This is a genomic window from Streptomyces sp. NPDC001732 (assembly GCF_053596315.1).
In genome coordinates this window covers 66,928-83,657 of record NZ_JBSFFY010000011.1, presented here as the reverse complement: position 1 = coordinate 83,657, position 16,730 = coordinate 66,928, and the positions used below count along the sequence as shown (strand labels likewise).

Sequence of the window (16,730 nt, the reverse complement as noted above, 5' to 3'; positions counted from 1 at the left end):
GGTGCAGATGCGCGATCAGAAGTCGAAGCCGAGCTGGCCCCCGCTTTCCAGTGCAGCCGCCTCGGCGGAGAAACGGGCTTTCTTGAGGTGCTGCCACCTGGGCAACGCGTCGAGGTAGGACCACGAGAGGCGGTGGTGGGGCGTGGGCCCCCACTCCTCCAGCGCGGCCCTGTGTGCGGGCGACGGGTAACCGGCGTTGGTGCCGAAGGCGAAGTCGGCGTACTCGCCGGATTCCGCGCCCAGTTCGGCCATCATCGTGTCCCGGCGGACCTTCGCGATCACCGAAGCAGCCGCGACCGCGATGCAGGACTGATCGCCCTTGATCACGGTGCGGACCTGCCAGGGCGCTCCCAGGTAGTCGTGCTTGCCGTCGAGGATCACCGCGTCCGGCCGGACCGGCAGTACGTCGAGGGCACGTACAGCGGCCAGGCGCAGTGCGGCGGTCATCCCGAGCTCGTCGATCTCCTGGGGAGAAGCGTCGCCGAGACCGAAAGCGGTGACCCAGTGCTCCAGCAACGGTGCCAGCTCCGCGCGGCGCTTGGGGCTGATCAGCTTGGAGTCGGTGAGCCCGGCGGGAGGTCTGCGAAGGCCGGTGACGGCCGCGCACACGGTGACCGGTCCCGCCCACGCTCCGCGTCCGACCTCATCGACACCGGCGACGATCTTGGCACCGGTGGTGGCGCGCAGTGAGCGCTCGACGGTGTGCGTGGGTGGTTCGTACGGCATGGCGCCTGTCAGCGTACGCCGATGGCGACGCCGACAACACCCCGGGGCGCCCGTCGGTCGCCGGAACCGCACGAGGGCCCGCGGAACGGGTGGCGGTACGTCCGTGAGAGCACGGCACGTGTGTCGGGTCGTGACCGTGCGGTGCGGCGCCGCCACCTCGGGATCCTCGGCCGGCACGGCCCGAACGCGTGGGCCGTGCCGGTCAGTACGGGTCGTAGGGGTCGTACTGGTCGACGCCGGGTTCGCCGTCTTCGCCGCCCGTGCGCGAGGCCGTGCAGGACTGCACCGGGTTGTCCGAGACCGGCTTCTTCCTCAGGATGTCCCGGGCCCGTGCCTCGCCCCAGTCGGTGGCGTACCAGGCCGCGTCGTCGGAACGCAGCGACCGATCGATGTCCATGAGTGCACAGGAGCGCAGTGGTTCGGGCAGCGCGTCCAGGGCCGGTACGGCATCGGCCGACAGGCCTCGGAGGTAGGCGATGTCGATGGAGCGGTCGTCGCGGTAGCGCTGGACGTTCTGCTCCGCGATCAGCCCGTCCGGCGAGATCAGTCCGAACGTGAGGACGGCGACGGCGGCGCTGACCGCGACGGCGCGCGGCAGCATGCGGGCGCCGAACACCCCGGCGGCCAGGATCAGGACGATCACCACACCGAGCCAGAGTTCAATCGCGGCCACGGATATCCGCAGCCGTGTCAGCCCGTACGCCTCGACATACAGGTCCATCCGCCTCAGTGCGGAGGCCACGACGGTGAGGGTGAGCAGGCACAGCACGCCGAGCACGCTCCGGACGAGCGTGCGGTCGCCTTCCCGCCCGCGCGGGGCCCAGCGCAGGGCGAGCGCGATGACCAGCAGTGTGAGCAGTGTCGCCCAGAGAAGCTGCCAGAAGCCCTGGCGGGCGTATTGGGCATAGCTGAGATTCGTCTCGGCCATCACCTTGTCGTATCCGCCGAGCAGCACGGTGAGCTGAATGGCGATGAAGACGGCGAACAGCAGGTTCAGCACGACGAGGGGCAGGGCCCATTCCAGCCGCCCGCGCGCCTTGCCCCGACGGACGGTGATGCCGTCCCAGCGCACCGGGGCGGCCGCGGTGTACGCGGCGGCGAGCGCACCGATCAGGCCGGTGACGAAGAGGAGTACCCGCCAGGGGCTGCCACCCACCGACACATCGGGCATCAGTCCGCCGAGCACATCGGCGAAGGCGGCGTCGGCACTGGCGAACAGCGCCCCGAACACGACGAGCAGAACGACCGCGACCCCGGCGCTGCGAAGGACGACGCCCAGTCGACCCCGGGAATCCTCGAGTCTGGCGCGCACACCCCGTCCGCCCCAGGCCAACCCGTCGGCTATGGAACTGAGCAGGCCCAATGAGCCGAGGAACACCCCGAGCCAGCTGCGGCTTCCGTGCAGGGCGAGCGAGCCGAGTGCGATGGCCGAGACGACAGCGAGGAACACGGGCCATCCGGCATCCCTGAGGGCGGGCACCACGAGGAGTGCCAGTCCGCCGACCGCCCAGCAGGCGGTCCACGGGCGGAGGCGGCGGCCGGCCGCCCGCGCGGCGAAGAAGGCCCCGAGCGAGGCGGGAACGGCGACGATCAGCAGATTCGTTCCGAGGCCGTCCCCCAGCAGCAGGGCGCTCAGCAGCGCCGTGACAACGACGGAGCAGAGTGTCGCGCCGTGGACGGCGGCGGGCTCGGCCGGGCGCAGCCGCGCCAGTACGGATTCCTGGGGTCTGTGCGGCTGCCAGTGGCTGGGTGGTGGCTGCCGTCTGCCCGGTTGGGCGTACGCCGGTGTCTTCGGCGGCTCGGGAGCTTCGCCGCGGGGCTCCGACTGCGGAGTCTTCACCGGCGCGGCCTGTTCGGACGTTCCGCCCCGTTCCGATGATTCGGACAGCTCGGGGGTGTCTTCCGGCCTGGCGGTTCCTGGCGTGTGATCGAACATGGGACCCCTCCCCTGCCGAGGTCCGCACGCACCGCCCGCAGGGCGGCTGCTGGGGCACCCCGGCGTCTCGATTCGGCGCACGCGCGACAAATGATCATCGACGGCGGCGTGGCCGAAAGAGTAGCCCCTCCTCGTGACGCTTCCGGCAGGAGGCGAAGGGCTGTGGCAGTACCGTGACAGACGGACGGCGCCGGGGCGGCGCCTCACGCGTCGGTGGTTCAGGTGGCGTCGCCGCGTCGGCTCGGGAGCCAGTCCGGCAGTTCCTCCGTCTGTGCCGACCAGTCGGCGGGCGGTGCGCCGGCCTTGCCCGCTGCGACGATCCCGCCGACGATCGCGCAGGTGGTGTCGACGTCTCCGCCCGCCTGGGCCGTCACCCAGAACGCCTGCTCGAAGTCGCCGAGGCTCCGTGCCGCCGACCAGAGGGCGAACGGGACGGTGTCGTGTGCGCTGGTGCGTCGGCCGTTGCCGAGGACCGCCGCGACGGTGCCGACGTCGTCGTAGTCGAGCATGTCGCGGGCTCTGCGCAGTCCGGCGCCCACCGCGCTGCGCGGCACGAGGGCGATCACACCGTCGAGCAGGTCCGCCGGGGTGGGCGGGCCGGTGGTTGCCGCCGCCAGGGAGGCCGCCGCCGCGACCGCCATCGCACCCACGACCGCCTCGCGGTGCTGGTGCGTGGTGTAGGAGGAGATCTCGGCCTGGTGGGTGGCCTGCTCCGGGTCGTCCGCGTACCAGGCGCCGAGCGGTGCGATACGCATCGCCGAGCCGTTGCCCCAGGATCCCTGGCCCTGGAACAGCACGGATGCCAGCTCCCGCCAGTCGCCGCCTTCGCGGACCAGCCTGAGCATGCGGTTCACGGCGGGGCCGTATCCCCGGTCGAAATCGTGGTGCTCGGCGAAGGAACGGGCCAGCGCGTCCTGGTCGATCCGTTGGTGCTCCCCCAGCACGGCCAGCACCGAAGCGGCCATCTCGGTGTCGTCCGTCCATTGCCAGGGGCCCGGCGGGATTTCGCGTTGCTTCAGCAACGGATAGTTGACGGGGACAAAGAACTGGGAGCCCAGTGCGTCTCCCACGGCCAGTCCGTGCAGGCTGGCGAGGGCTCGTGCGAAACGTTGGTCGGAAGCAGAGTCGGCGGTTGTCATCGCCCATCCACTCTATCCGGTGATGCCGTAGGGCTCAGGGGTTCTCCAGCGATCGAAAGGCCGGTCGAGGGTGTAGCGCCCGTCCTCGCCGAGTATCAGTGTCCGGGTCTCCCCGTTGCCCGGGTTGGACAGCGACTCGAACTCGGCCACCGACCAGTGGAACCAACGCATGCAGAACAGACGCATGGTCAGTCCGTGCGTGACGAGCAGGACGTTCTCCGGATGGTCGGGGGCTTCGAAGCTCCGGTACAGGCTCTCCAGAAAAGCACCGACCCGGTCGTACACATCGGCTCCGGACTCCCCCTGTGCGAAGCGGTAGAAAAAGTGACCGTACGCGTCGCGGTACGCCTTCTGCAGACGCACGTCGTCCCGGTCCTGCCAGTTGCCCCAGTCCTGCTCCCGCAGCCGCGGTTCCTCCCGCACCCTTACCCGTTCGAGATCGAGGCCGAAGGCCCGGAAGGTTTCATGGGTGCGGCGGTAGGGCGAGATGTACACGCTGACGCGCTCGCCCTCGAACATCTCGCGCAGCCGCAGACCGGTCTCCCTGGCCTGCCGCAGCCCTGTCGCGGTGAGCCTCAGCGCGTGGTCCGGAACGCGTTCGTACACCGTGTCGTCTGCGTTGCCCTCGGACTCCCCGTGCCGAACGAGGACGATGCGTTGCGGTCGTGCCATGTACCGACCCTAGATCGAGCACAGCTCATTCGAGCAGTTGTCCGGACTCCATCCGACGGATGTTGCCGGTGAAGCGACGGCGCAGCAACCGGTCGTGGGAGACGACGACCAGCGCGCCCCGCCAGTGGGCCAGTGCCTCTTCCAGCTCCTGCACGAGGCCGAGCGCCAGGTGGTTCGCGGGCTCGTCGAACAGCAGCAGGTCAGCGGGCCGGGCCAGCAGGCGGGCGAGGGCGAGCCGTCTGCGCTGCCCGGCGGAGAGCGATCCGACCGGTATCCGGAGGTCCCGGGGGCGGAACAGTCCGTACGAGAGCAGCAGTTCCGCCTGCTCGTCCTCGGTGAGGGGCAGTCCTCGGCCGAATGTCGCGAGTACGCGCTCCGCCGGGCGGTTCACCGGCACCTCCTGTGCGAGGTAGCCGATCCGGCCCCGCCGGACCACACGCCCCGCGTCCGGTTCGAGTACACCCGCCATGACACGGAGCAGGGTGGATTTCCCCACGCCGTTGCCGCCGTGGATCAGGACCCTGTCGGTCGCCGCCACGGAGAGCCGGTCGATCGCGAGCCGGTCGCCGACGCGTACCTCCGTCAGCGAGACGAGCTCGCCCTCGGTCGTACCGGCGGCGGGCAGGGCGGTGAAGCGCAGCGGTTCGGGCGGTCTGGGGACCGGCTGCGCCCTCAGCCGCTCCAGGCGCTTCTCGGCGTTGCGGATCCGGCCGGACACCGAGGCCTGGACCCGGCCCCCGGCCCGGTCGTAGGCCATCTTGTTGTTGTCCTTGATGGCGCGGCCGGCCGCGACGCCATGGGCGGTGGTCGCCGTGTACTCCTCCAGCCGCGCGGTTTCCTCGCACCACTGTGCGTAGGACTGTTCCCAGCGTTGCCGTGCGGCGTCCTGTTCGGCCCGGAATCCCGGGTAGCCGCCCCCGTAGCGCACGACCGTGCGCCGGTCGGCGTCGACCTCCAGCACCGCCGTGGCCACCCGTTCCAGGAAGACCCGGTCGTGGGAGACCGCGAGCACCGTGCCGGTGTGTGCCAGCAGGGCGCTCTCCAGCCAGTCGAGAGCCGTCCCGTCCAAGTGGTTGGTGGGTTCGTCGAGCAGCATCACCTCGGGGCTCGCCGCGATCAGGCAGGCGAGGCCGAGCCGTGCCTGCTCGCCACCGGAAAGGCTGCCGAGCCTTCTGTCCGTTCCTATGTGGGCGAGACCGAGACCGTGCATCGCCTTGTCGACGCGCGCGTCCGCCTCGTATCCGCCGCACGACTCGAACTCGGTGAGCAGGTCCCCGTAGGCGACGAGCGCTGCCTGGTCGGCCGTACCGAGATCCGCCTCGGCCTCACGCAACCGCCGTTCCATCGTGCGCAGTTCGGCGAGGGCGTCGTCGATCACGTCCTGGACCGCGCTGTCGGGCGGCAGTCGCGGCGTCTGGGCCAGCAGGCCCGTGCCACCGTCGGCAGCGGTGAACGCGCTTCCGGAATCGGGTCGTTCGAGACCCGCGAGCAGACGGAGCAGGGTCGTCTTCCCCGCGCCGTTCTCCCCAACGATGCCGATCCGTTCGCCGGGGCGCACGGTCAGCGAGACATCGTCGAGCAACAGCCTTTCACCTCGGGACATGGACACATCGCGCAATGAGATCTGCGTGGGCAAGAGCGCCTCCGGACTCGGCCGTCGAGGAAACAAGTCGATCTGGGGACAAGGAGCGACAGCAGTCGTCGACCGGGGACGACCGGGGCTGCTGACGAGCGGGCCCGGCAAGCACAAGCAAACGCTACCGTTGTCGCATTAGGGCAAGTGTGGCACACTGAAATCCACTAACGCAACTGGAGTAGCAATTGATTGAGCAAGGAAATGACCCGTCGGTCGAAACATCGGCGACTCCGCTCGCCCCCGGCACCCGCCGTCCGGGCGGTCGCACCGCCCGGACCCGGGCGGCGGTCCGGGATGCCGTCCTCACCGGACTGGTGGAACACGGATACCCGGGCCTGACCGTCGAATACGTCGCGGAGCACGCCGGCATCCACAAGACGACCCTCTACCGGCGCTGGGGAAACGTCGAAGGGCTGGTCGCCGACGCCCTCGACCTGGCCGGAGAGGACAGTTGGGCGCCGCCCGACACCGGAAGCCTGGAAGGAGACCTGCGCGCGCTGGCGCACACGACGGCCGAATCCTTCACCGCCCCCGCCACGGCGGCCGCGCCGACCGCCTTCATCGCCGCGGCGTTCCAGTCCCGGCGCGCCGCGGAGGCGCTGAACGCCTTCTACGCGGAGCGGTTCGCACGTTGCGAGGCCATCGTCGTACGCGCTGTGTCCCGGCACGAGCTGGACCGGGACACGGACGCGGGGGCGCTCGTCAGAGCCGTCGTGTCACCGCTGTTCCTCAGACTGTTCATCACTCGCGAGCCCGTCGACGGGGAGTTGGCCGACCGGTGTGCCGCCGCGGCACTGGCGGCCGCCCGAGCCGGAATCTTCGACACCGGAACGGCCCCGAAAAACGCCAACACCCCGGCTGGGCCTGCCTGATCGGCTGCTCGTGCCGTGCGCAGGCAACCGTCCCGGCCGGGCCCTCCACACCGACCGATCACACCGTCCAGGAGGGTTCGAGTTGCACGACGTCTCCCGCCAGCGCCGCGACATCGTCCTCGGTCTGCGCCCGTTGCGACAGCCGCTCGATGCTCCCCGCCCGGTACTTGCCCCGCTCGGCGCTCGACTGCCACATGGACAGCACGAGGAACTCGTGCCCCGGTGCCTCGCCGAAGACCCCCCGCAGCATGCCGGGCGATCCGGCCATCGCCGGATTCCATACCCGTTCCTGCATCAAAGCGAAGTGCTCCACCCGGTCTTCGCGCACCTTGCTGTGCGCCACCCTGATGACGTCCGCGTCGGTGAAACGCGGCTCAAAACCGGTCTTCACATCGAAGCGGTACTCGAACAGCTTGACCTGGATACTGCTGTACGTACCCGACTGCGCGGCTGCCAGGTTGTCGTGCGCACGCGCCATGAACGAGTCGTAGAAGACACGGTTCTCCCAGAAGGCGAAGACGTGCGCCACGTCCGGGCGCTCCCGGCTCCACCCGCCGCCCTGCCCCCTGAATCCGGGCTCGCCCAGCAGCTCCGCCCACTTCCGCTGCCCCCGTTCAAAGCCTCGACGGTCCATCACGGTGCAACGAATCCACTTGACCAGCACCGCGCCATCGTACGGCGCCGGGCGTGGCACGAGTCACCCTCCTGCGAAGCGGCAGTGGCCCGATTCCGCCATCGAAGGCCAAGCCGGTTGGATCCGCGGCCCGTTACGGACATGATCGGGTGGAACGAACGAACCGACGGCCCGGCGGCAAGCCAGGGAGGCAGGTCCGATGAGCACGCCCAACAAGGACATCGAGAAGGTCGAAGTCAGGCTCAAATGGGATCCCAGTCCTTCGGGCACCCCTGCCCATGACCTCGACATCATCGCGGCGACGTACCTCGCGGACGCGCCGTACGGCAGCCCCGCGTATCTGGTGCACTTCGACAGTCGTTCACCGGACGGCACCATCAACCTCAACCGCGACAGCAGGACCGGTCAGGGCTTCGGTTTCGACGAGGTGATGACGCTGGAGCTGAACCGGTTGTCGCCCACGTACACCCGGGTCGTCGTCGGGGTCGCCATCCAGCAGCGCGACGGCCGCAAGGCGTTCGCCGACATACCGAACACCGGTGTCCAGGTCCGGGAGGGCTACACGAACCTGGCGGAGGACGACTTCTCCTCGGTCGGTGCCGCCACCGCGGCGACCATTGCCGAATTCGTCCGCGGCGCCTCCGGTGCCTGGGAGTTCCGCAGCATGGTCCGCGGCTTCGACGGGGACCCCGACTCGTTCGCCGGTGCGATGGGAAGCCGTACGCCCGGAGCCTGACGCGTCACGGCACACGGAAGAGGGCGGCGAGCGGGACGACGACCGGCGTGCCGAAGGGGACCGGCCACCGAACGGCCCCCTTCGCACTGCGAGCCGCCGTGCAGCCGCTTCCCCGTCCGGATCGTCCCGCGATCAGCCGCGTTCGAAGCAGTGCGTGCGGCCGATGACGGAGAAGCCGCGGCGCTCGTACCAGTGACGCGGCCAGTCCTCCGCGTCGGCCGACAGGAAGCGGGTGCCGCAACCCTCGGCGGCGGCCGAGCGCAGGGCGGTGGTCAGGACGGCGTCGGCGTAACCACGCCCGAGGTGGGCCTTCGAGGTGACCAGGTCCTCGATCTGGGCCGTGCCGGTCGCCGGGTCCAGATAGAGGTCGGCCCACGAGGCGACCTCGCCCTCCTCCGTCCGGGCGCCGATGAAACGCACCACGTCGGCTCCGCGCCGACGGGCCTCGCGTCGGTCGACGAGCTGGCGTATGCCCTCGTCGTCCACTGCCGGGAGGAATTCCCGCCACTGCCGGGCGAGCGGAGCGCGTATCTCGTCGAGGCCCACCTCCTCCGCGGGCCCGCCGGCCGGCACCGGCCCCGCGTGCAGCATGAGCAGACAGGTGGAGTGGGTGTATCCGGCCCTGATCAGCGGCTCCGCGCACGCCGTCGCGACGCCGTCGTCGAGGACGGAGATCATGCGGTGGGGCAGATGCCCCAGCGCCTCCTCCGCGATGGCGGGCAGCGCCTCGGGGTCCACGGCCCTGTCGATGAAGACCTGGTTGTTTGCGCGGGAACGGGCGAATGCGCCGTCAAGTGCAGCGAATCCGCCTTGGAGTTCGTCGACACGTGCGGCCTGACGGCGGGCGAAGTCGGTCAGGAAAGCTATGGCCCGCTGGAGTTCGGGGTTCGGCATGGGGGGACCCTACGCAACCGTGGGCCACAAGCACCTTCGAATTGTTCTGCGGGGAGAACGCGTCCCAGGCCGCCTCGGACGTCCCAGGCGTCCCAGGCCGCTTCGCTGCCGGGATCCCCGCCCCCGGCCATGTCCGCCGGAGGTCGGTGGCGCATTCCGTGCGGCTCCGACGCACCGAGGGCACGGCCCCCGGGCCCTTGCGGGTCCGGAACGCCGGGGAGGGTGCCGGCCCACGGCCGACACCCTCTCTCATGTGCGGTTCGGTGTCCTCAACGGCAGCCGTTCAACGCCGTGTCGGACCCGATCACACCCGGTTTCAGCTGCAACCGCTGGTCGAGCCGCAGCCCTCGCAGATGTAGCAGGACCCGGCGCGCTGCATCTTCGTACCGCAGGAGAAGCAGAGCGGCGCGTCCGCGCTGATGCCCAGCTGCATCTCGACGAGTTCCGCCGAGGTGTGCGCGGTCTTCGGGGCGGGCTTCTCGGCCTCCTGCACGACGGCCACCGCCTTCAGCGGCTCCGTCCGCAGCGGCGCGGACTGGGCCAGGCCCTCGACGTCCAGCTCTTCCTCCTCCAGGGAGGGTTCGTACGAACCGGTGTCGAGGTGGCGCTGACGCTCCTCGGCCGAGTGGATGCCCAGGGCGGAGCGGGTCTCGAAGGGCAGGAAGTCCAGCGCGAGGCGGCGGAAGATGTAGTCGACGATCGACTGCGCCATCCGCACGTCCGGGTCGTCCGTCATGCCGGCCGGCTCGAAGCGCATGTTGGTGAACTTCGAGACGTACGTCTCCAGCGGAACGCCGTACTGCAGACCGACCGAGACGGCGATGGAGAAGGCGTCCATCATTCCTGCGAGGGTCGAACCCTGCTTGGACATCTTCAGGAAGACCTCGCCGAGACCGTCGTCCGGGTAGGAATTGGCGGTCATGTAGCCCTCCGCGCCACCCACCGTGAAGGAGGTGGTGATGCCGGGGCGGCCCTTGGGGAGGCGCTTGCGGACCGGGCGGTACTCGACGACCTTCTCGACCGCGGTACGGATGGTCTCCTCGGCCTTGGCCGTGACCTCGGCCTTCTCCTTCTCCTTGGTCTTCGCGGAGAGGGGCTGGCCGACCTTGCAGTTGTCGCGGTAGATCGCGAGTGCCTTGACACCCATCTTCCACGCCTCGAAGTAGACCTCCTCGACGTCCTCGACGGTGGCCGACTCCGGCAGGTTCACCGTCTTGGAGAGGGCGCCGGAGATCCACGGCTGGATCGCGGCCATCATGCGCACGTGGCCCATCGCGGAGATGGAACGCTCGCCCATGGCGCAGTCGAAGACCTCGTAGTGCTCGGTCTTCAGACCGGGGGCGTCGATCACGTTGCCGTGCTCGGCGATGTGGGCGACGATCGCCTCGATCTGCTCCTCCTGGTAGCCCAGGCGGCGCAGGGCCTGCGGGACGGTGCCGTTCACGATCTGCATCGAGCCGCCGCCGACCAGCTTCTTGAACTTGACCAGGGCGAGGTCGGGCTCGAGGCCGGTGGTGTCGCAGGACATCGCGAGACCGATGGTGCCGGTGGGCGCGATGACCGAGGCCTGCGAGTTGCGGAAACCGTTCTTCGCGCCGAGGCGGATCACGTCCTGCCAGGCCTCCGTCGCGGCGGCCCAGATCGGGTTGTCCAGGTCGTCCATGCGGACGGCCGCGGCGTTGGCGTCGGCGTGCTGCTTCATGACGCGCTGGTGCGGCTCGGCGTTGCGGGCGTAGCCGTCGTACGGGCCGACGACCGCGGCGAGTTCGGCGGAGCGCTTGTACGAGGTGCCGGTCATCAGCGAGGTGATGGCACCGGCGAGGGCACGGCCGCCGTCGCTGTCGTAGGCGTGGCCGGTCGCCATCAGCAGGGCGCCGAGGTTGGCGTAACCGATGCCCAGCTGGCGGAAGGCGCGGGTGTTCTCGCCGATCTTCTGGGTCGGGAAGTCCGCGAAGCAGATGGAGATGTCCATCGCGGTGATGACCAGCTCGACGACCTTGGCGAAGCGCTCGGACTCGAAGGACTGGTTGCCCTTGCCGTCGTCCTTGAGGAACTTCATCAGGTTCAGCGAGGCGAGGTTGCACGAGGTGTTGTCCAGGTGCATGTACTCGCTGCAGGGGTTCGAGCCGTTGATCCGGCCGGACTCCGGGCAGGTGTGCCACTGGTTGATCGTGTCGTCGTACTGGATGCCCGGGTCGGCGCACGCCCAGGCAGCCTCCGCCATCTTGCGGAAGAGGGACTTGGCCTCGACCTCCTCGATGACCTCGCCGGTCATCCGGGCGCGCAGCCCGAACTTGCCGCCGGACTCCACGGCCTTCATGAACTCGTCGTTCACCCGGACCGAGTTGTTGGCGTTCTGGTACTGGACCGACGTGATGTCGTCGCCGCCCAGGTCCATGTCGAAGCCCGCGTCGCGCAGGGCGCGGATCTTCTCCTCCTCCTTGACCTTGGTCTCGATGAAGTTCTCGATGTCGGGGTGGTCGACGTCGAGGATGACCATCTTGGCCGCGCGTCGGGTGGCGCCACCGGACTTGATCGTTCCGGCGGAGGCGTCGGCGCCACGCATGAAGGAGACCGGGCCGGAGGCGTTGCCGCCGGAGGAGAGCAGCTCCTTGGAGGAGCGGATACGGGAGAGGTTCAGGCCGGCGCCGGAGCCGCCCTTGAAGATCATGCCCTCTTCCTTGTACCAGTCGAGGATCGACTCCATGGAGTCGTCGACGGACAGGATGAAGCAGGCGGAGACCTGCTGCGGCTGGGGCGTGCCGACGTTGAACCAGACCGGCGAGTTGAAGCTGAAGATCTGGTGCAGGAGGGCGTACGCCAGCTCGTGCTCGAAGATCTCGGCGTCTGCGGGAGAGGCGAAGTAGCCGTGGTCCTCGCCGGCCTTGCGGTACGTCTTCACGATCCGGTCGATGAGCTGCTTCAGACCGGTCTCGCGCTGCGGGGTGCCGACCGCCCCGCGGAAGTACTTGCTGGTGACGATGTTGACCGCGTTCACCGACCAGAAGTCGGGGAACTCGACGCCACGCTGCTCGAAGTTGATCGAGCCGTCGCGCCAGTTGGTCATGACGACGTCACGGCGCTCCCACGTCACCTCGTCGTACGGATGTACGCCGGGGGTGGTGTGGATGCGCTCGATGCGCAGACCCTTGCTCGCCTTGGCTCCCTTGGCGCGGGAACCTCGTGCCGGGCCGCTCGCCGTCTCTGTCATGCCGCCTCCCATATGTGGGCAAAAACGCCCTGAAGTGCCCAGAACTTCCCGGGGCACAGTCTGTCTCTGATGCTTCGGGCACCGCACAGCGCCCGAAGCAGGTTCATGAAGCCGCCCTGCCGCCGGTCCACGGACCCGTGCCGGCAGGCCTGCGCCGCTCTAGTCGGCGGCGACGGCGGGAACGGGGACCGCGGGGGCCTCGCCCTTCCCGCGTTCTTTCGCGGGAGGCCGCTGCTCACGGAGTTCCGCGATGGCGGCCTCGAAGTCTTCGAGCGTGTCGAACGCCCGGTACACGGACGCGAAGCGCAGGTACGCGACGAGGTCGAGTTCCTGCAGGGGGCCGAGGATGGCCAGGCCCACGTCGTGCGTGGTCAGCTCGGCACTGCCGGTGGCGCGCACCGCCTCCTCGACACGCTGGCCGAGCTTGGCGAGGGCGTCCTCGGTGACCGGTCGGCCCTGGCACGCCTTGCGCACGCCGGAGATGACCTTGGTGCGACTGAAGGGCTCGGTCACGCCGCTGCGCTTCACCACCATCAGCGAGCAGGTCTCCACCGTGGTGAAACGGCGGGAGCAGTCGGGGCACTGGCGGCGGCGTCGGATGGACGTGCCGTCATCGGTGGTGCGACTGTCGACGACCCGGCTGTCGGGGTGCCTGCAGAAGGGGCAGTGCATGGCTCCCAACCCTCCTTCACAGCACGACTGAATAGCCTCTCCAGGGCCCGCAGGGGCCCCTCGAAGCAGTGACAAGCATAGGCGATGGCCGCACCCCCGGCAGACCGGGGACCACAACTTCTGGGCGGCCGAGGCAATCCAACCACTAGATCTTGGGTTTGGTTGCACATCCGGCCCTACCGCGTGTCGCGCATCACGAGCGATCGGCAGGCAGCGTACGGCCGTGGACGAGGGTACGGGAACGACGGGGCGGCCAGGATCGCGGGGCTCCCACTGTCGGACCCCGACAACGACCCGGAACCCTCCCAGCGACCGTCTCGCCGCCCTCTCCGCACGACGGCAACGCACCGGCACCCCCTGCCGCGAACCGCCCGGAGCACCGACCGGCCCGACGATGGCGGATCACGACAGCCGACCATCGCTCATACACCCAGCAGTGAGCACTGGACAGACTTTTATTCGTTTTTCACTCGAACGTGTGTTTGGCGCAACCTTTCGAAAGCTACTACCGTTGTCCAGCCAGGGAGACCATTCGAGAGGGGCCGACGTGACCACCACCGCAGACAGCGCCACCATCACCGTCCAGGACCGCTCCCAGAGCCGATTCGAGCCGGTGCATGCCATGAATGACTCAGTCACGAACATGGAGGGGCCAGAGCCCGCGCGCCCAGCGCGCTCCTTGCCCGGTCGACCTCCCGGAATCCGGGCGGACAGCTCGGGGCTCACGGACCGGCAGCGGCGGGTGATCGAGGTGATCCGGGACTCCGTGCAGCGGCGCGGGTACCCGCCCTCGATGCGGGAGATCGGCCAGGCGGTGGGCCTGTCCAGCACGTCCTCCGTCGCCCATCAGCTGATGGCCCTGGAGCGCAAGGGATTCCTGCGTCGCGACCCCCATCGCCCGCGTGCGTACGAGGTCCGCGGTTCGGACCAGCCCAGCTCGCAGCCCACCGACACGACCGGCAAGCCCGCGGCGTCGTACGTACCGCTGGTCGGCCGGATCGCGGCCGGTGGCCCGATCCTCGCCGAGGAGTCGGTCGAGGACGTCTTCCCTCTCCCCCGCCAACTGGTCGGGGACGGAGAGCTGTTCGTACTCAAGGTCGTCGGTGACTCGATGATCGAGGCGGCGATCTGCGACGGCGACTGGGTCACCGTGCGCCGCCAGCCCGTCGCGGAGAACGGCGACATCGTGGCCGCCATGCTGGACGGCGAGGCCACGGTCAAGCGCTTCAAGCGGGAGGACGGCCACGTGTGGCTGCTCCCGCACAACTCCGCGTACCAGCCGATCCCGGGCGACGAGGCGACGATCCTCGGCAAGGTGGTGGCAGTGCTGCGGCGGGTGTGACGGCCCACCCGCTCCGACCGGGCCCCGGGATCCACTGCGCCGATCCCGGGGCCCTGCCCATGCCCCGATTCCCGTGCTCCAGGCACTCCACCGCCGCCCGCACTCCGGTCCCGCGCTCCAGGCACTCCGGCCCGCCTGCACTACGGTCTCGTCTTGTACTCCACCAGGTGCTCCGGTCCCTCGCGTCCGGGTGCCCGTGCCCGACCGCCCCGGGCGGGGCCTGCTCGCCGTCGCCCCGCCCGGTCGGGTCTGCTCGCCCTCGGCCCCGGTCCGGCCTACTTGCCGTCGGCCTTGGCCGCCGCATCGATCGCCGCGAGTGAGCGGCGCGCCTGGTTGCGGTCGGTTGTGTACCAGAAGTCGGGCAGCGAGGCGCGCAGATAGCTGCCGTACCGGGCGTTGGCCAGACGCGGATCGAGTACCGCGACCACCCCCTTGTCTCCCGTGGCCCGTACGAGCCGACCGGCACCCTGGGCCATCAGCAACGCGGCATGCGTCGCCGCGACCGCCATGAACCCGTTGCCTCCCGCCTCCTCGACCGCCTTCTGGCGGGCGCTCATCAGCGGATCGTCGGGGCGCGGGAACGGGATCCGGTCCATGACCACCAGCTGACAGCTGGCCCCCGGCACATCGACGCCCTGCCATAGCGACAGCGTGCCGAAGAGGCAGGTCTCCGCATCGGCCGCGAAATTCTTGATCAGCTCACCGAGCGTCTCCTCGCCCTGCAGCAGAATCGGCTTGTCCAGTCGGCCCCGCAGCTCCTCGGCTGCGGCCTGGGCCGCCCGCATGGACGAGAACAGCCCGAGGGTGCGCCCACCGGCCGCCTCCACCAGCTCGGCGAGCTCGTCCAGCATGTCGGGGCGGGACGCCTCCCGCCCCGGAGTGGCCAGATGCCGGGCGACGTACAGGATGCCCTGCTTCGGGTAGTCGAACGGGGAGCCGACGTCCAGCCCCTTCCACTGCGGGAGGTCGTCGCCCGCGGTGCCCTCGGGGGCGAGCCCCAGCGAGGCCCCCACCCCGTTGAAATCCCCGCCGAGCTTGAGCGTGGCCGAGGTGAGGACGACGGACCGTTCGGTGAAGAGCTTCTCGCGCAGCAGCCCCGACACGGAGAGCGGGGCGACCCGCAGGGAAGCGCCGAAACGGTCGTGGCGCTCGTACCAGACGACGTCGTACTCCGAGCCCTGGGTGATCCGCTCGGCGACGCCGTGGATCGTCTCCACCGACGCCAGCGCCTGCTTGCGGACGGCGTCCTCGTCCTGGACGGACTTGTCCCGGGTGGCTCCCAGCGCCGAGATCACCGTGCGCGCGGCGTCGCGGAGCGCCAGCAGTGCGTAGCCGAGGTCCTCGGGAACCTCCTCCAGGCGGCCGGGGAGCGCCAGCTCCATCACCCGCTCGAACCCTTCCGACGCGGTCTGCAGGGCGTCGGCCGCCTTCTCGTTGACCAGCTTCGCCGCCCGGCGCACGGCTCGGTTGACCTGACCCGGGGTGAGTTCGCCGGTGGCCACTCCGGTGACCCGGGAGACCAGTTCGTGGGCCTCGTCGACGATCAGCACCTCGTGCTGCGGGAGCACGGGGGCGCCCTCGATGGCGTCGATGGCGAGAAGGGCGTGATTGGTGACGACGACGTCGGCGAGCTTGGCCCGCTCACGGGCCAGCTCGGCGAAGCACTCCGCGCCGTACGCGCACTTGCTCGCACCGAGGCATTCACGGGAGGAGACCGAGACCTGGGCCCAGGCACGGTCGGAGACGCCGGGGGTCAGGTCGTCACGATCGCCGGACTCGGTCTCGTCGGACCAGTCCCGCAGCCGCAGCAGGTCCTGGCCGAGCTTGCTCGACGGGGCCGCGGCCTCGAACTGGTCGAAGAGCCCCTCCTCCTCGTCCTGCGGCACCCCTTCGTGGAGCCGGTGCAGACAGAGGTAGTTCGAGCGGCCCTTGAGCATGGCGAACTGGGGGCGTCGGCGCAGCAGCGGGTGCAGGGCGTCGACCGTACGCGGAAGGTCTCGCTCCACGAGCTGCCGCTGCAGCGCCAGGGTCGCCGTGGCCACCACGACGCGCTCCCCGTGCGCCAGCGCGGGCACCAGGTAGCCGAGGGACTTGCCGGTGCCGGTGCCGGCCTGGACGAGCAGATGGGAATTGTCGTCGACGGCCTCGGCGACGGCCTCGGCCATGGCGGCCTGGCCCGGCCTTTCCGTACCGCCGACGGCGGTCACGGCGGCGTGCAGGAGATCGGGGAGGGATGGCTTCGTCATAGCCCGACCACCCT

General features: G+C 69.7%; 13 protein-coding genes. 3 read left to right on the top strand and 10 right to left on the bottom strand.

Annotation, left to right across the window (positions count from 1 at the left end):
- Positions 1–15 precede the first annotated feature (15 nt).
- From ACWCXX_RS14455 to ACWCXX_RS14435, 5 genes are all read right to left on the bottom strand, one after another.
- On the bottom strand, positions 16–726 hold the full coding sequence (locus tag ACWCXX_RS14455) for a ribonuclease HII (protein ID WP_451126950.1): 711 nt from the start codon (positions 724–726) through the stop codon (positions 16–18).
- Positions 727–928: 202 nt separating this feature from the next.
- Positions 929–2,662 carry a DUF4153 domain-containing protein gene (locus ACWCXX_RS14450; protein WP_451126948.1) on the bottom strand — a complete coding sequence of 578 codons (1,734 nt, stop codon included), beginning with the start codon at positions 2,660–2,662 and terminating at the stop codon, positions 929–931.
- A gap of 218 nt (positions 2,663–2,880) precedes the next feature.
- A complete protein-coding gene (locus tag ACWCXX_RS14445) occupies positions 2,881–3,801 on the bottom strand; it encodes an ADP-ribosylglycohydrolase family protein (RefSeq protein ID WP_451126946.1) in 921 nt (306 codons plus the stop codon).
- Positions 3,802–3,813: 12 nt separating this feature from the next.
- Positions 3,814–4,473 carry a histidine phosphatase family protein gene (locus ACWCXX_RS14440; RefSeq protein WP_451126944.1) on the bottom strand — a complete coding sequence of 220 codons (660 nt, stop codon included), beginning with the start codon at positions 4,471–4,473 and terminating at the stop codon, positions 3,814–3,816.
- Between the two features lie 25 nt (positions 4,474–4,498).
- Positions 4,499–6,109 (bottom strand): ABC-F family ATP-binding cassette domain-containing protein, encoded by a 1,611-nt coding sequence (locus ACWCXX_RS14435; protein WP_451126942.1) that lies wholly within the window; start codon positions 6,107–6,109, stop codon positions 4,499–4,501.
- A gap of 188 nt (positions 6,110–6,297) precedes the next feature.
- Between ACWCXX_RS14435 and ACWCXX_RS14430 the strand changes: the two genes are divergently transcribed.
- A complete protein-coding gene (locus tag ACWCXX_RS14430) occupies positions 6,298–6,981 on the top strand; it encodes a TetR/AcrR family transcriptional regulator (RefSeq protein ID WP_451127102.1) in 684 nt (227 codons plus the stop codon).
- Positions 6,982–7,039: 58 nt separating this feature from the next.
- On the opposite strand, the gene ACWCXX_RS14425 is transcribed toward ACWCXX_RS14430, so the two are convergent.
- Positions 7,040–7,645, bottom strand: coding sequence for a YdbC family protein (locus ACWCXX_RS14425; RefSeq protein ID WP_451126940.1), 606 nt, complete (start codon positions 7,643–7,645; stop codon positions 7,040–7,042).
- A 169-nt stretch (positions 7,646–7,814) separates the two neighbouring features.
- Between ACWCXX_RS14425 and ACWCXX_RS14420 the strand changes: the two genes are divergently transcribed.
- Positions 7,815–8,351, top strand: coding sequence for a TerD family protein (locus tag ACWCXX_RS14420; protein ID WP_451126939.1), 537 nt, complete (start codon positions 7,815–7,817; stop codon positions 8,349–8,351).
- 132 nt (positions 8,352–8,483) lie between these two features.
- Here the strand turns inward: ACWCXX_RS14420 and ACWCXX_RS14415 are convergent, their stop codons facing one another.
- From ACWCXX_RS14415 to nrdR, 3 genes are all read right to left on the bottom strand, one after another.
- Entirely contained in the window at positions 8,484–9,245 is a 762-nt protein-coding gene (locus ACWCXX_RS14415) for a GNAT family N-acetyltransferase (protein ID WP_451126937.1), read from the bottom strand.
- A 316-nt stretch (positions 9,246–9,561) separates the two neighbouring features.
- A complete protein-coding gene (locus tag ACWCXX_RS14410) occupies positions 9,562–12,456 on the bottom strand; it encodes a vitamin B12-dependent ribonucleotide reductase (RefSeq protein ID WP_451126935.1) in 2,895 nt (964 codons plus the stop codon).
- A 159-nt stretch (positions 12,457–12,615) separates the two neighbouring features.
- Positions 12,616–13,128 (bottom strand): transcriptional regulator NrdR, encoded by a 513-nt coding sequence (gene nrdR / locus ACWCXX_RS14405; RefSeq protein ID WP_402340412.1) that lies wholly within the window; start codon positions 13,126–13,128, stop codon positions 12,616–12,618.
- A 547-nt stretch (positions 13,129–13,675) separates the two neighbouring features.
- Between nrdR and lexA the strand changes: the two genes are divergently transcribed.
- Positions 13,676–14,470 (top strand): transcriptional repressor LexA, encoded by a 795-nt coding sequence (gene lexA / locus ACWCXX_RS14400; RefSeq protein ID WP_283854428.1) that lies wholly within the window; start codon positions 13,676–13,678, stop codon positions 14,468–14,470.
- A gap of 275 nt (positions 14,471–14,745) precedes the next feature.
- Here lexA and ACWCXX_RS14395 read toward each other — a convergent pair whose 3' ends face one another.
- The gene (locus tag ACWCXX_RS14395; protein ID WP_451126932.1) at positions 14,746–16,716 is read right to left on the bottom strand and encodes an ATP-dependent DNA helicase; all 1,971 of its coding nucleotides are present in this window, start codon (positions 16,714–16,716) and stop codon (positions 14,746–14,748) included.
- Between the last annotated feature and the right edge of the window lie 14 nt (positions 16,717–16,730).

What these genes read in the sequence shown, in the direction of transcription:
- ACWCXX_RS14455 (WP_451126950.1), bottom strand. Translation starts at nt 726, where the DNA reads ATGCCGTACGAACCACCCACGCACACCGTCGAGCGCTCACTGCGCGCC.
- ACWCXX_RS14450 (WP_451126948.1), bottom strand. Translation starts at nt 2,662, where the DNA reads ATGTTCGATCACACGCCAGGAACCGCCAGGCCGGAAGACACCCCCGAG.
- ACWCXX_RS14445 (WP_451126946.1), bottom strand. Translation starts at nt 3,801, where the DNA reads ATGACAACCGCCGACTCTGCTTCCGACCAACGTTTCGCACGAGCCCTC.
- ACWCXX_RS14440 (WP_451126944.1), bottom strand. Translation starts at nt 4,473, where the DNA reads ATGGCACGACCGCAACGCATCGTCCTCGTTCGGCACGGGGAGTCCGAG.
- ACWCXX_RS14420 (WP_451126939.1), top strand. Translation starts at nt 7,815, where the DNA reads ATGAGCACGCCCAACAAGGACATCGAGAAGGTCGAAGTCAGGCTCAAA.
- ACWCXX_RS14415 (WP_451126937.1), bottom strand. Translation starts at nt 9,245, where the DNA reads ATGCCGAACCCCGAACTCCAGCGGGCCATAGCTTTCCTGACCGACTTC.
- ACWCXX_RS14410 (WP_451126935.1), bottom strand. Translation starts at nt 12,456, where the DNA reads ATGACAGAGACGGCGAGCGGCCCGGCACGAGGTTCCCGCGCCAAGGGA.
- nrdR (WP_402340412.1), bottom strand. Translation starts at nt 13,128, where the DNA reads ATGCACTGCCCCTTCTGCAGGCACCCCGACAGCCGGGTCGTCGACAGT.
- ACWCXX_RS14395 (WP_451126932.1), bottom strand. Translation starts at nt 16,716, where the DNA reads ATGACGAAGCCATCCCTCCCCGATCTCCTGCACGCCGCCGTGACCGCC.